This window comes from Brevundimonas sp. VNH65, assembly GCF_049445955.1.
Lineage (GTDB): Bacteria > Pseudomonadota > Alphaproteobacteria > Caulobacterales > Caulobacteraceae > Brevundimonas.
This window is the reverse complement of sequence record NZ_JBMSDX010000001.1, coordinates 373,853-386,154: the sequence shown is the minus strand read 5'-3', so window position 1 is coordinate 386,154 and position 12,302 is coordinate 373,853. Positions and strand designations below refer to the sequence as shown.

13 protein-coding genes are annotated in these 12,302 nt (G+C 69.6%); 5 read left to right on the top strand and 8 right to left on the bottom strand.

The genetic code is table 11. The features are described 5' to 3' along the window. The first annotated feature begins 35 nt into the window (after nucleotides 1-35). Nucleotides 36-1,664: a family 43 glycosylhydrolase gene (locus ACO2Q1_RS01870; RefSeq protein ID WP_423327844.1), complete on the top strand. Its 1,629-nt coding sequence runs from the start codon at nucleotides 36-38 to the stop codon at nucleotides 1,662-1,664. 11 nt (nucleotides 1,665-1,675) lie between these two features. On the opposite strand, the gene ACO2Q1_RS01865 is transcribed toward ACO2Q1_RS01870, so the two are convergent. The 7 genes from ACO2Q1_RS01865 to ACO2Q1_RS01835 form a co-directional block, all read right to left on the bottom strand. Further along, on the bottom strand, nucleotides 1,676-2,428 hold the full coding sequence (locus ACO2Q1_RS01865) for a FadR/GntR family transcriptional regulator (RefSeq protein ID WP_423327843.1): 753 nt from the start codon (nucleotides 2,426-2,428) through the stop codon (nucleotides 1,676-1,678). A 57-nt stretch (nucleotides 2,429-2,485) separates the two neighbouring features. Further along, entirely contained in the window at nucleotides 2,486-3,346 is an 861-nt protein-coding gene (locus tag ACO2Q1_RS01860; protein ID WP_423327842.1) for an aldose 1-epimerase, read from the bottom strand. Continuing rightward, nucleotides 3,343-4,215: an SMP-30/gluconolactonase/LRE family protein gene (locus tag ACO2Q1_RS01855; protein WP_423327841.1), complete on the bottom strand. Its 873-nt coding sequence runs from the start codon at nucleotides 4,213-4,215 to the stop codon at nucleotides 3,343-3,345. Before ACO2Q1_RS01855 ends, ACO2Q1_RS01860 begins: the two co-directional genes overlap by 4 nt. 3 nt (nucleotides 4,216-4,218) lie before the next feature. Next, nucleotides 4,219-5,655 (bottom strand): sugar porter family MFS transporter, encoded by a 1,437-nt coding sequence (locus ACO2Q1_RS01850; RefSeq protein ID WP_423327840.1) that lies wholly within the window; start codon nucleotides 5,653-5,655, stop codon nucleotides 4,219-4,221. A gap of 64 nt (nucleotides 5,656-5,719) precedes the next feature. Continuing rightward, nucleotides 5,720-6,478 carry an SDR family NAD(P)-dependent oxidoreductase gene (locus ACO2Q1_RS01845; RefSeq protein WP_423327839.1) on the bottom strand — a complete coding sequence of 253 codons (759 nt, stop codon included), beginning with the start codon at nucleotides 6,476-6,478 and terminating at the stop codon, nucleotides 5,720-5,722. Beyond that, on the bottom strand, nucleotides 6,475-7,626 hold the full coding sequence (locus ACO2Q1_RS01840; protein WP_423328234.1) for a fumarylacetoacetate hydrolase family protein: 1,152 nt from the start codon (nucleotides 7,624-7,626) through the stop codon (nucleotides 6,475-6,477). The genes ACO2Q1_RS01845 and ACO2Q1_RS01840 overlap by 4 nt, the downstream gene beginning before the upstream one ends. A gap of 104 nt (nucleotides 7,627-7,730) precedes the next feature. Beyond that, on the bottom strand, nucleotides 7,731-8,723 hold the full coding sequence (locus tag ACO2Q1_RS01835) for a LacI family DNA-binding transcriptional regulator (RefSeq protein WP_423327838.1): 993 nt from the start codon (nucleotides 8,721-8,723) through the stop codon (nucleotides 7,731-7,733). 99 nt (nucleotides 8,724-8,822) lie between these two features. Here ACO2Q1_RS01835 and ACO2Q1_RS01830 point away from each other — a divergent pair, with 99 nt between their 5' ends. After that, entirely contained in the window at nucleotides 8,823-9,092 is a 270-nt protein-coding gene (locus tag ACO2Q1_RS01830; protein WP_423327837.1) for a DUF6894 family protein, read from the top strand. On the opposite strand, the gene ACO2Q1_RS01825 is transcribed toward ACO2Q1_RS01830, so the two are convergent. Next, entirely contained in the window at nucleotides 9,040-9,279 is a 240-nt protein-coding gene (locus ACO2Q1_RS01825; RefSeq protein WP_423327836.1) for a hypothetical protein, read from the bottom strand. The two genes, ACO2Q1_RS01830 and ACO2Q1_RS01825, sit on opposite strands and share 53 nt — an antisense overlap. Before the next feature lie 155 nt (nucleotides 9,280-9,434). Here ACO2Q1_RS01825 and ACO2Q1_RS01820 point away from each other — a divergent pair, with 155 nt between their 5' ends. The 3 genes from ACO2Q1_RS01820 to ACO2Q1_RS01810 all read left to right on the top strand — a co-directional run bounded on the left by ACO2Q1_RS01820 (nucleotide 9,435) and on the right by ACO2Q1_RS01810 (nucleotide 12,301). Next, nucleotides 9,435-10,151, top strand: a complete 717-nt coding sequence (locus ACO2Q1_RS01820; protein WP_423327835.1) for a Crp/Fnr family transcriptional regulator — start codon at nucleotides 9,435-9,437, stop codon at nucleotides 10,149-10,151. 90 nt (nucleotides 10,152-10,241) lie between these two features. Further along, nucleotides 10,242-10,931 (top strand): response regulator transcription factor, encoded by a 690-nt coding sequence (locus tag ACO2Q1_RS01815; protein ID WP_423327834.1) that lies wholly within the window; start codon nucleotides 10,242-10,244, stop codon nucleotides 10,929-10,931. Then, nucleotides 10,928-12,301 carry a FecR domain-containing protein gene (locus ACO2Q1_RS01810; protein WP_423327833.1) on the top strand — a complete coding sequence of 458 codons (1,374 nt, stop codon included), beginning with the start codon at nucleotides 10,928-10,930 and terminating at the stop codon, nucleotides 12,299-12,301. Before ACO2Q1_RS01815 ends, ACO2Q1_RS01810 begins: the two co-directional genes overlap by 4 nt. Nucleotide 12,302 lies beyond the last annotated feature (1 nt).

Here is a 12,302-nt window from a genome sequence, read left to right as displayed (position 1 = left end):
ATAATAATACAAATCCGCGCAAGAAGGAAATAGGGATGAAGCTCACACGACGCGGCGCCTTCGGCGTCATGGCCGCCGGCGCCGCCACCCCGGCCCTGGCCTCCGCCGCAACGCCCTCCCCCGCATCGGCCGTTCCCTCTCAGGCCGCCGCCTGTCCCGGCGACTGGAGCGCCATGACCTGGCCCAGGGGGATCGAGGGTCAGCGCCTCGGCGATCTCGGCGACGGGACCTTCCTTAATCCGGTCATGGCCGGCGACCGTCCCGACCCGTCGATCCTCAAGGACGGCGACACCTACTACATGACCTTCTCGTCCTTCGAGTCGGTGCCGGGTCTGGTCATCTGGCAGTCGAAGGATCTGGTGAACTGGACCCCGGTCGTCGCCGCCCTGACCAAGAACATCGGCTCGGTCTGGGCGCCGGAGCTGTGCAAGCACAACGGCCGCTATTTCCTCTACATCCCCGCCCGCTTCCCCGACTACCGCTCCAACTATGTGATCTGGGCCGACCGGATCGAAGGTCCGTGGAGCGAGCCCATCGACATGAAGCTGCAGGGCTATATCGATCCCGGCCACATCGTCGGCGAGGACGGCAAACGCTATCTGTTCCTGTCCGGCGGCGACATGATCGAGCTGACCGACGACGGCCTGTCCACCGTCGGCGAACCCAAACACGTCTATGACCCCTGGCGCTATCCGGACGACTGGGACGTCGAAAGCTTCTCGCCCGAAGGTCCCAAGGTGATGAAGCGCGGCGACTGGTTCTACATGATCACCGCCGTCGGCGGCACCGCCGGTCCCCCGACCGGACACATGGTCATCGTGGCCCGCTCGAAATCCGTCTTCGGCCCGTGGCAGGATCACCCGCGCAATCCCATCGTCCGCACCGCCGACGCGCGCGAGAAATGGTGGTCACGCGGCCACGCCACCTTCGTGGAGGGCCCCAACGGCGACTGGTGGACCGTCTATCACGGCTATGAGAACGGCTACTGGACCCTGGGCCGCCAGACCCTGCTCGACCGCATCACCTGGACCGACGACGGCTGGCCGGAAGCGGCGGGCGGCGATCTCTCGACCCCCATGGCCAAGCCCGCCCGCATCGCCGGCCAGAAGCACGGCATGGCCCTGTCCGACGACTTCTCGACCGACAAGTTCGGCACCCAGTGGAGCTTCTACAATCCCGGCCCCGACGAGCGCGCCCGCTTCCGCCGCCAGGGCGGGACCCTGCACCTGCCGGCCAAGGGAACCGCGCCCAAGGACTGCTCGCCGCTCACCTTCGTCCAGGGCGAGCACGCCTATCAGATCGAATGCGAGATCGAGATCGACGACGGCGCCACGGCGGGCCTGCTGCTCTTCTACGACAGCGCCCTCTACGCCGGCCTCGGCTTCGACAAGACGCGCTTCGTCACCCACCAGTACGGCATGGAGCGTGGCCGACCGGCCAATCCGCTGGGCAAGCGCATGTTCATGCGCCTGACCAACAACCGGCACATCGTCACCTTCCACACCTCGGCGGACGGCCGGACCTGGTCCAAATTCGACCGCCAGATGGAGGTCTCGGGCTACCACCACAATGTGCGCGGCGGCTTCATGATGCTGCGGCCGGGCCTCTATTCGGCCGGTTCCGGCGAGGCCCGCTTCCGCAACTTCAAATACCAGGCTCTTTAGCCGCCCGGGAATCAGCGAGGCGGAGATCGATTCTCCGCCTCGACCCGCACATAGCCGGCGTCGATGACGGCCCGCATGGCCTCGGCCGCGCCGGGCCCGTCACGGGCCTCGATCCGGTCGACGATCCGTTCGTGGGCGTCGACCGTGTCGCGATGCAGCTCCGGCTGGCGCACCGGCGGGCTCAGGGTGAAGGCCTCCAGCAGGGCCGTCTCGATGACCCCCGCCAGCGACCGCATCATCGGGTTCTTGGACGCCGCCCCCACCGCGATATGCAACGACAGGTCGGCCCGGGCGAAGCCGTATTCGGACCGGGTCTCCGCGCGCATCGCCGCCACGGCGTCGCGCATGGCCTTCAGATCGTCATCCGTGCGCTTCTGCGCCGCCAGTTCGGCCGCCGCCGGCTCGACCGCCAGCCGCACCTCGGCCAGATGCCGCCGGAAATCGGCGTCCATCCCCGTCCGAACCTTCCAGGCCAGCACATCGGCGTCGAAGAAGTTCCAGCCATCCGGCCCGGCGACCTTTGTCCCCACCCGCGTCTTGACGATCAGCAGCCCCTTGGCCGTCAGCGTCTTGAACGCCTCGCGCAGGGCCGTGCGGGACACGCCGAACCGCGCCAGCAGCTCGGGTTCCGGCGGCAGCTTCTCCCCGGCCGGATACCGGCCCGCCAGGATGTCCTCGCCCAGGGCGCGCACGATCTGGGCATGGCCCGACAGCGCGCGCTCCACGCCGCGCCGCGCCTCATCCGCCTGATCCAGGGAGCTCATCGGGCGTGACTATACGCCGGTCCGCGCCGTCGCAAACCGATATGATCATATGATGATTCAGGCAGCGGTCCGGCCGACCGTCATTCGCAGCGTCATGCGGCCGCCCGGCGCCAGCACCCGGAACCCGCCCTCACCGGGCTCGGCCTGGTTGAAGACGTCCGGCCGATGCGTGACCGGCTCCAGACAGACGAACCCCTGCCCCTGCGGCGCATAGACATGCAGCCGATCCGCATCCGACGAAATCCGCGTCACGCCGCCGTCGTCGGCCAGTTCGGCGACGCCGTTCCAGCCCTCATAGGCGTTGTCGATCAGGGAAACGGCCGCCGCCGCCGCGTCCACCGCCTGCCCGGTCCAGTCCGCGATCCCGGCCGAAGCCGCCAGCCGGTCCGGCACGATGTCGGCTCCGGTCCAGACCCCGGTGGTCGCCGCCGTCAGCCGCGCGCCTGCCGGTCGCGGAAGATAGGGATGCAGCCCCAGTCCGCCGGGCATCTCGTCCCCGGACCGGTTCTCCATCTCCAGCACGATCTCCAGCCCCTCGTCGCTGAGAGCCAGCGACTGCCGCGCCCGATAGGCCCACGGCCAGTGATCGTCCCCGCCGCCGTCGAGCGCCAGCACCACCCGATCCGACGACGCGCGCTCGACCGTCCAGGGCTTCAGCCATCCGTCGCCGTGCAGGGCATGTGGCGTGAAGGCCGCCAGGGTCGGGATCGACACCTCGCGTCCCCGGAACCGGAACCGCGCGCCCGCGATCCGGTTGGCGTAGGGCGTCAGAGGAAAACAGGCCGTCTCCAGCGGATCGACCGCCCCCTCCGCCGTCGGCCGCAACACATCCAGATCGCCCTTCCGCAGAAAGACCACGGCCCCGCCCAGCTCGGGCCGGACCCCCGCCGTCCAGTCTCCGGCGGCCAGCCGGATCACAGCCGGATCCGGTTCGGGGCCAGGCCGGGCGTCGTCACGGTGAAGCGGAACAGCCCCCCCGCCGTCGGATGCGCCGCCCTCGCCTCCGCCCCCAGCCCCTTCCACGCCGTGGTCGCATAGACGGTCTTCAGGTCATCGCCGCCGAACGCCGCCTTGGTCACCGTCGGCACAGGAAAGGCCAGGGTCTCCAGCTCGGTCCCGTCCGGCGCGAACCGGCCGACGCCCCCGCCGTGAAACAGCCCAATCCACAAGGCGCCGTCCGCATCGACCGCCGGCCCGTCGGGATAGCCCTTTCGCGGAATCGCCAGCGGTCGCCGGTTCGAAATCCGTCCCGCCTCATGGTCATAGGCGAAGATGGTCCGGTCGGCCGTGTCGTGGTGGTACAGCGTCCGCCCGTCGGGGCTCAGGCACGGGCCGTTGGTGATGCCGTGGTCGTCGTCATGCCGTTCCAGCCGGCCGCCGAACCAGCGATACAGCGCCCCGGTCCGCGCCGCCTCGGCGTCGTCCATCGACCCGAACCACAGCCCGCCCTCCGGATCGACATAGCCGTCATTCAGGCGATTGCCCGGCCGGTCCGTCTCGACCGGCAGGATCATCTCGAACCGGCCGGTCCCGGGGTCGAAGCGGTGCAGCCCGCCCCGAACCCCGCAGATCAGCGACCCGTCGTCCGCCGGCAGGGCGAATCCGGTCTGATCCGGCGTGTCCCAGCTGTCGTTGCGACCCGTCGCCGGATCGTGGCGATGCAGCTTGCGCCCCTTGATGTCGACGAACCAGACGCAGGCGCGTCCGGCGTCCCACACCGGCCCCTCGCCCAGTTCGGCGCGAACGTCCCAGACCAGCTCCGGCGCCGAACACCCTTCGATCGCCATGGCTCAGCCCGTCATCTCTTCCAGTTCGCGCCCGCGCGTCTCCTTCACCCAGGCCTGGACCAGGAAGTAGGAGATCACCGCGCTGACCGCGTAGAAGCCATAGGTCACCGTCAGCCCCAGACCCGACGCCATGGCCGGGAACGACACCGAAATGGCGAAGTTGGCGATCCACTGGGCGAAGCCGGCGATGGCCAGGGCCGAGCCGCGCATCTGGTTCGGGAACATCTCGCCCAGCATGACCCACATGACCGGGCCCCAGCTCAGGTTGAAGAAGACGACATAGGCGTTGGCCGCCACCAGGGCGACCGGCCCGATACTCTCCGGCAGGCTCAGGGCGCCGTCGACCATCTGCGCCTGGGAAAAGCACCAGGCCATGACGCCGAGGGTCACCGCCATGCCCGCCGAACCGACCAGCAGCAGCGGCTTGCGCCCGATCTTGTCGATCACCGCCATGGCGCCCAGGCAGGCCAGGATCGACAGCGAGCCCGACAGGATGTTGATCAGCAGGGCGTCGTTCTCGGAAAAGCCCACCGACTGCCACAGCACCGCACCGTAGTAGAAGACGATGTTGATGCCGACCAGTTGCTGGAACACGGCCAGGATCAGGCCGGCCCACAGGATCGGCCGCACCTTCTTCGAGATCGGATCCAGCACGTCCGACAGCTTCGGCTTGTGGTCATGCGCCAGACTGGCGCGGATCTCGGCCACCTTGCGGCCGGCGGCCTCGGCGCCGAACAGGCGCGCCAGCACCCCCTCGGCCTGGGCGTCGCGCCCCTTGACCACCAGATAGCGCGGGCTTTCCGGGATCAGGGTCAGGGCCAGCAGATAGATGCCCGCCGGGATGACCTGCAGCCAGTACATCCAGCGCCAGGCCGGGATGCCGCCCCAGAATTCCTCCGTCGATCCGCCGGCCGACTTCGCCAGGGCGTAGTTGGCCAGGAAGGCGCCGGTCAGGCCGGTGATGATCATGATCTGCTGCACGCTCGACAGCCGTCCCCGGATCGCCGCCGGGGTGACTTCCGAGATATAGGCCGGGGCCAGCACAGAGGCCGCGCCCACGCCCAGACCGCCGATGAAGCGGGCGATAATGAAGTGGCTCGACGCATCGGCGAAACCGGCGCCCAGGGCCGAGGCGATGAACAGCACCGCCGCCCACAGCATGACGCCCTTGCGTCCGATCATGTCCGACAGACGTCCGGCCGCGAAGGCCCCGACCGCACAGCCCAGCAGCAGGGCCGCCACCGCCACGCCCAGACCCGCCTCATCCAGGCTGAAGGCGCCTTCCAGCCCCTTCTGGGTGCCGTTCACGACGCCGGAGTCATAGCCGAACATGAAGCCGCCGATGGTCGCCACCGCGACGATCAGGGCGATGAAGCCCATATTGATCTTGTCGGCCCCCGCTAGATCCGGGGCGTCGGCGCCCCCTGTCGGTCCCGCCATCTTGAAACTCTCCCTTCCCTTAGGGCTCTGTCGGCCCTGAATCCTCGCGTGTCCGAGGCTGGTGTCAGCGCCAGCCCGCGTCCACGAAAAACTGGTGCCCTGTAATCAAACGTGCGTCGTCCGACGCCAGGAACATCGCCAGGGCGGCGACGTCGCGCGGCTCCAGCCGGCCCTTCAGACATTGGGCGGCGACGATCTCGGCCTCGCCTTCGGGCGTGTACCACTTCATCTGACGCGGGGTTCTGACGTTGCCCGGCACGATGCAGCAGACCCTCACCCCGTCCGCCCCAAGCTCGCGCGCCAAAGCCCGCGTCATGCCCTCGATGCCCGCCTTGGCGGTCTCATAGAGCGACAGGTCCGGCAGACCCAGGTGCCAGCTGATCGACCCCAGGTTCAGGATCACGCCCCGGCCCGCAGCCCTCATCGCCGGCGCGACGGCCTGGGCCGCGAAATACAGGTGACGCAGGTTCACATGGATCCGGTCGTCCCAATAGGCGGTGGTGACCTCGGCCAGGCTGTGGCGGTCGTCATTGGCCGCGTTGTTGACCAGCACCTCGATCGGCCCCAGGTCTTTGGCGATCTCCGCCAGACAGGCCTGCAGCGCCTCGATGTCCGTCAGATCGCATCGGCGATACACCGGCGCCGGATCCAGCGTCGCCAGTTGGGCTTCCAGCGCCCGGGAGTCCGCATCCGCGACATCCAGGAACGCCACCCGCGCCCCCTGGCGGGCGAACGCCTCCGTCATTCCGGCGCCGATGCCCGACCCGCCGCCGGTGACGACGACGACCCGGCCCCGCAACGACGGATAGATCGCCCCGCTCATGCCGCGCCTCCCAGCAGGCCACGTCCGGCCAGGTTCCGCATCAGGCCCGAAATCCCCAGGGTCCAGGGCGGCGCCCGATCACAGGTGGTGACGATGTTCTCAAGTGATCCAAGACGTTCCGACGACACCTTCACCCGATCTTTGATCTTGTGAGTGAAGCCCTCGCCCGGCGCGTCCCGGTCCTGCACCGGGGCGAACATGGTCCCCAGGTAGAGCGCGAACCCGTCCGGATACTGGTGCGTGGCGCCCGACGCCTGCTTCGCCAGCTCCAGTGGATCGCGGCTGATCAGGCTCATCGAACTGGCGCCCTCCAGCACGAAACCGTCCTCGCCCCGCACCTCCAGCGTCACCGTCGCCGTCCGCACGTCGTCCAGACTGAACCGGTCGTCGAACAGGCGGATGAACGGCCCGACCGAGGCCGAGGCGTTGTTGTCCTTGGCCTTGCCCAGCAGCAGCGCCGATCGTCCCTCGATGTCCCTCAGATTGACGTCATTGCCCAGCGCCGCTCCGACCGCTCGCCCCTCCGGATCACAGACCAGCACCACCTCGGGCTCGGGGTTGTTCCAGGCGGAATCGGCGCGCACCCCGACCTCCGCCCCCCACCCGACCGAGGCCAGCACCGGCGCCTTGGTGAAGATCTCCGCGTCCGGCCCGATGGCGACCTCCAGATACTGCGACCACAGTCCGTCGGCGATCAGGGCCTGTTTCAGGGCCGCCGCCTGATCCGAACCGGGCCTGACCGCCTTCAGGTCGCCGCCGATCCGCTCCGACAGACGCGCGCGAATATCCGCCGCCTCGGCCGCCACGCCCCGCGCCCGCTCTTCGATCACGCGCTCCAGCGCCGACACCGCGAAGGTCACGCCGGACGCCTTCACACAGTGCAGGTCCAGCGGCGACAGCAGGGTCAGATCGCCCGCTCCGTCCCAGGCGGAGCTGATCGTTGCATACTCAATTTCCGCAAGTTCCGTCCCCGTCGCCTCCGCGGCGCCTCCCTCGGCCAACAGGTCGGCGGTCGTCGGCCCGGATCGCGACACGTCGATCACCCGCCCGCCCTTCAGCAGCACCGGGCTCGGCCCTTCGGCCGTCATCACCCGCCCCACAAGGACGGCGTCGCGCCAGTCGCCTGGCAGGATGTCGGTCAGCTTCATCATGTCCTCGCCGCGCCGGGGTCGCTCGCATCGCGCCCCGATCTCGATATGTTAGCGATAACATTGAGCGCGACGCCGAAGGGCTGTCAAGCCGCGACGATCACTCAGCTTGCCGGTCCCGAACTGCCTCTCTCGACCAGCCGATGCGCCAGCACATGGTCGATCCGCTCACCGCTCGCCGCCCCGCCCAACAGGGACGCGGCGGCTTCCGCCATCTCCGCGATAGGCTGCCGCACCGTCGTCAGGGCCGGCCAGATTGAGGTCGCCGCCGCCGTGTCGTCAAACCCCACGACCGTGACATCGCCGGGCACGTCCAGCCCACGCCGGTGCGCCGCCGCCACCACCGCGGTCGCCATCTCGTCATTGGCGGCGAAGATCGCCGTCGGCGGCGCCTCCAGCGCCAACAACCGCTCCGCCGCCGCCAGACCGCCGCGATAGGTGAAGTCCCCGGCCTCGACCAGACCTCGCGCCGCCGCCGCGTCGACCTCGACCCGGAACCCCTCTTCACGCTCGCGGCTCGCCGATTGATCCGTCGCGCCGCCGATGAAGCCCAGCCGGGTGTGACCCAGGCTCAGCAGCCGTCGCGTCATTTCGGCCGCCGCCGCCCGGTCGTCGATCCGCACGGTGACGTCGCCGGTCCGGGCCACGCCGGTCGCGACGGCGGCCACCCGCATCTCCAACGCGCGCGCCTCCGACAGGGCCTCCCCGGATTCCCCGTGCGGCGGCGGCAGGATCACCGCCTTCACCCCGCCGCCGGCCAGACGCCGCAGCGCCGCCCGCTCGCCCCCCGGCCCGTCGTCGCACGGCTCGACGATCAACTGGGCGCCGATCCGCCGCGCCCCGGCCAGGGCGCCCAGCAGGAACTCGCTCAGATAGCCCGGGCTTGGATTGGAATAGATCAGGCCGATCCGGTCCGCCTGGCCCGTCGCCAGCTTGCGCGCCGCCGCATTCGGCGAATAGCCCAGCGTTCGCACCGCCGCCTCGACGCGCTCGCGCGTGGCCGCGCTGACCGCGCCCCGTCCGTTGACGACCCGCGACACGGTCATGGCCGACACCCCGGCCAGGCGCGCCACGTCGCTGATCTTGACCCCGCTCATGGTTCACGGATGACGGCACGATGCCGATTTCGTCAATGGCCGCGCTGAAACCAAACGGCTTTTTGTCGATTCTTGAAGCACACAGAGGCTTTTCGACCCGTGCCCCGCTACTACTTCCACACCCGCGACGGCCATCCTTCACTGGACGAGGTCGGCGCTGAATTCCCCGACGACGCGGCCGCGCGCGCGGAAGCCGTGACCACGCTCGGCGAGTTGTTCCGCTATGGCGCGCCCGACATCTGGCGCGCCGGCGACTTCACCCTTGTGGTCCAGGAAGAGGGCGGGCGGATCGTGGCGGTGCTGGCGACCTCGACCTCTACGTCGCCGCCGCCGGACTGGCCGTGGCGCCCAGGTCAGCCCCAGGGCTGAGCTGATCGCGGGAATAGGTCGCCGTCGCCTCGCCGTTGCGGAACACCTCGACCAGCTCGACGGAACGCCATTCCCGCACCGCCAGCAGGACGGCGGCCGAAATCTCCGCCTCCGACTCGCAGGACAGGTCGCGCAGTTCCGGAACGGCGCCGGGGCGGGTTGTGACGAGGCAGTGGTAGACGTCCAAGGTCGATCTCCTCCGACGCTTCATCCCCACCTTACTGTCCGCCGCGTAACCCGCCTTAACATATGTGAAATCGCCATTCGGCGGATCAGTTCAGGAAACAAGCTGTGCCTTTCCCGCATTGAGTCGCAGGGTGGGGCGTGGAAGCAGGAGCGCCCATGAACGCCGTCGTCGAAAAACTCCGACGTCGCGACATTATTTCGGACGAGGAGATGGCCGCCCTGGACGGCATCCTCGAGCCGCCCCGGCGCGCCGCGGCGGGCACGGACATCGTTCCCGAAAAGGCCATCACGACCCAGAGCACCCTGCTGCTCAGCGGCTTCTCCGGCCGCTACTCGACCCTGGCCGACGGCGGTCGACAGATCACCGAGATCAACGTCGCCGGCGACTTCGTTGATCTCCACAGCCTGCTGATGAAGCATATGGACCATGGGGTGGTCGCCCTGTCGGACTGCGTCTACGCCGCCGCCCCTCACGCCCGTCTGATCGAACTGACCGAACGCTATCCGCACCTGACCCGGCTGCTGTGGCTGGACACCATCATCGACGCCGCCGTGCATCGCCAATGGCTGGTGGCCATGGGTCGCCGATCCGGCCTCGCCCACCTGGCGCATCTGCTGTGCGAGATGTTCCTGCGGCTTCAGGTCATCGGCCATGTACGCGGCATGGCCTTCGAACTGCCCCTGACCCAGTCCGTGCTCGGCGACGTCCTGGGCCTGTCGACGGTGCATGTGAACCGCCTCATCTCGCAATTGAGGGCCGAAAGCCTGGTGTCCTGGAGCCAATTTCAGGTCCAGATTCTCGACTGGGACCGCCTCGCCGCCGTGGCGGAGTTCGATCCGGCCTATCTCAGGTTGCATTCCGCTCCCGTCTGACGCGCAGAATTTCACAGTCGTTTACGTTTCCGGGCCATGCTGACCGCCGGCGCCCCGTTTCCGGCGCGCGCAGGATGCTAGGATCGCGCCATGAAGATCGGCGTGCTCGACGATGATGACGACCATCTGGCGGCGGTGACCTCCGCCCTGGAGGGGGCCGGCCGGCGCGCGACCACCTTTTCGCGCAGCGGCGCCCTCATGTCCGCCCTGCGCCGTGAGACCTTCGACCTGCTGATCCTCGACTGGCGCCTGCCGGACCGCAGCGGCCTGGAGGTCATTCGCTGGGTGCGGATGAACACCGACCAGCCCCCGCCCATGCTGCTGCTCACCAGCCTCAGCGACGACGAGGCCGTGGTCGAGGGTCTGAACGCCGGCGCGGACGACTTCCTGTCCAAGCCCGCCTCCCCGGCCGTCCTGACCGCCCGGGTCGAGGCCCTGCTGCGCCGCGCCTATCCGCCCGAGCAGCGCAACGCCACCGAGACGCTCGCCGACCACGTCTTCGATCCGTTCGGCCTGACCGTCGCCTTCGACGACCGCACCGTCGAACTGACCCACAAGGAGTTCGAGCTCGCCCGCCTGTTCTTCCGCAACCTGCACCGGGCCCTGGCGCGCAGCTATCTGATCGAGGCCGTGTGGGGCGGCGATCCCAACGTCAACAGCCGCTCTCTGGACGTCCATGTCTCCCGCGTCCGGTCCAAACTGGAGCTTCGGCCCGAACGCGGCTTTCGTCTGACGCCGGTTTACAGCTATGGCTACCGGCTGGAGACCCTGACGCCTTGACCGCCGCCCGCCCGATGACCACCGCTCGCCCGCGACGCCGCTCTCTCGGACTCGTGGCGGCCGTCGCCGCCGCCCTGGCCGCCGGGTCGGGCTTCGGCGCCTCGGGTCCCGCCGCCGCCCGCGCCGCCGCACAGGCCGCAGATGACGGCATGCTGCGCCACGTCATCCGGCCCGGCGACACCCTCAGCGAACTGTCCGAGCGGTTTCTGCGCCGTCCGTCCGACTGGCCGCGCATCGCCGCCCTGAACGGGATCACTGACCCTCTCCGTCTGCCGGTCGGCGGCGTCCTGCGCATTCCCGCCGAAATGCTGAAGGCGACTCCCCGCACAGAAACCGCCCGCATCGCCGGCTTCCAGGGCCAGGTGTCCATCACCCAGGCCGGTCGCCCCGTGCCCGTCCGCCTCGACCAGCCGGTCGCCGAGGGCGCCCTGATCGAAACCGGCCCCAACGCCCGCCTGCGCCTCGCCCTGGCCGACGGCAGCGCCGTCGCCGTCCCCTCCAACACCCGCGTCCGCATCGACCGCCTGCGCGCCGATGCGGCCTCGGGCGACCCGGAGCGCGTCTTCACCCTGCTGCAGGGGCGGATGGAGTCGCGGGTCGCCTCGGTCGGCCGCAACGGCGCCTATTCCGTGCGCACGCCGGTCTCGGTGTCGGCCGTGCGCGGCACCGACTTCCGCTCGGGCTTCGACAGCGACAGCGGCCGCGCCACGACCGAGGTGCTGGGCGGCGCCGTCGCGGTGGAGGCCGGCGGCGCGCTGCAGGTCCTGCCCCCGGGCTTCGGCGCCGTCGCCACCGCCTCTGGCCTGGCCGTCGCCGCCCTGCCCGCGGCCCCCTACCTCGCCGCGCCCGACACCGCCCTCAGCGGCGATGAGGCGGTCCTCGACATCGTCCCCGTCCCCGGCGCCGCCCGCTACCGCGCCGTCCTCGCGACCGACACGGCGCTGACCGGCGTCCTGGCGGAGTTCGAGGGCGAACCCGGTCAGGCCCGTGTCTCGCTCGGGGCCCTGCCCGACGGCTTCCACGTCGTCGCCGTCAGCGCCCTGACGTCCGAAGGCCTCGAGGGCCCACGCTCGGTCTATGACCTCCTGCGCGTCCGCAACCGCCTCGACGATCTCGCGGCGGACGTTCAGGGGCGCGACGCGGCCTTCCGCTGGACCTCGCACGGCGCCGCCGAGCCCCGCTACCGCTTCGTCCTGACCCGCGACGGCCAGGCCGAGCCCGTTCTGGACCGTTCGGGTCTGGAGACCGGCCGGATCGACGTTCCCGATCTGACGCCCGGCCGTTACGAATGGCGCGTGCGGTCCAGCCGGACGGTGCTCGGCCAGTTGGTCGACGTCTGGTCTCCTCCGCAGACGCTCGTGGTCCGGTAGC

Excerpts from the sequence above, each read along its gene's own strand:
- ACO2Q1_RS01855 (WP_423327841.1), bottom strand. The coding sequence starts at position 4,215 with ATGGCGATCGAAGGGTGTTCGGCGCCGGAGCTGGTCTGGGACGTTCGC.
- ACO2Q1_RS01845 (WP_423327839.1), bottom strand. The coding sequence starts at position 6,478 with ATGAGCGGGGCGATCTATCCGTCGTTGCGGGGCCGGGTCGTCGTCGTC.
- ACO2Q1_RS01815 (WP_423327834.1), top strand. The coding sequence starts at position 10,242 with ATGAAGATCGGCGTGCTCGACGATGATGACGACCATCTGGCGGCGGTG.
- ACO2Q1_RS01840 (WP_423328234.1), bottom strand. The coding sequence starts at position 7,626 with ATGAAGCTGACCGACATCCTGCCAGGCGACTGGCGCGACGCCGTCCTT.
- ACO2Q1_RS01820 (WP_423327835.1), top strand. The coding sequence starts at position 9,435 with ATGAACGCCGTCGTCGAAAAACTCCGACGTCGCGACATTATTTCGGAC.
- ACO2Q1_RS01870 (WP_423327844.1), top strand. The coding sequence starts at position 36 with ATGAAGCTCACACGACGCGGCGCCTTCGGCGTCATGGCCGCCGGCGCC.
- ACO2Q1_RS01835 (WP_423327838.1), bottom strand. The coding sequence starts at position 8,723 with ATGAGCGGGGTCAAGATCAGCGACGTGGCGCGCCTGGCCGGGGTGTCG.
- ACO2Q1_RS01865 (WP_423327843.1), bottom strand. The coding sequence starts at position 2,428 with ATGAGCTCCCTGGATCAGGCGGATGAGGCGCGGCGCGGCGTGGAGCGC.
- ACO2Q1_RS01850 (WP_423327840.1), bottom strand. The coding sequence starts at position 5,655 with ATGGCGGGACCGACAGGGGGCGCCGACGCCCCGGATCTAGCGGGGGCC.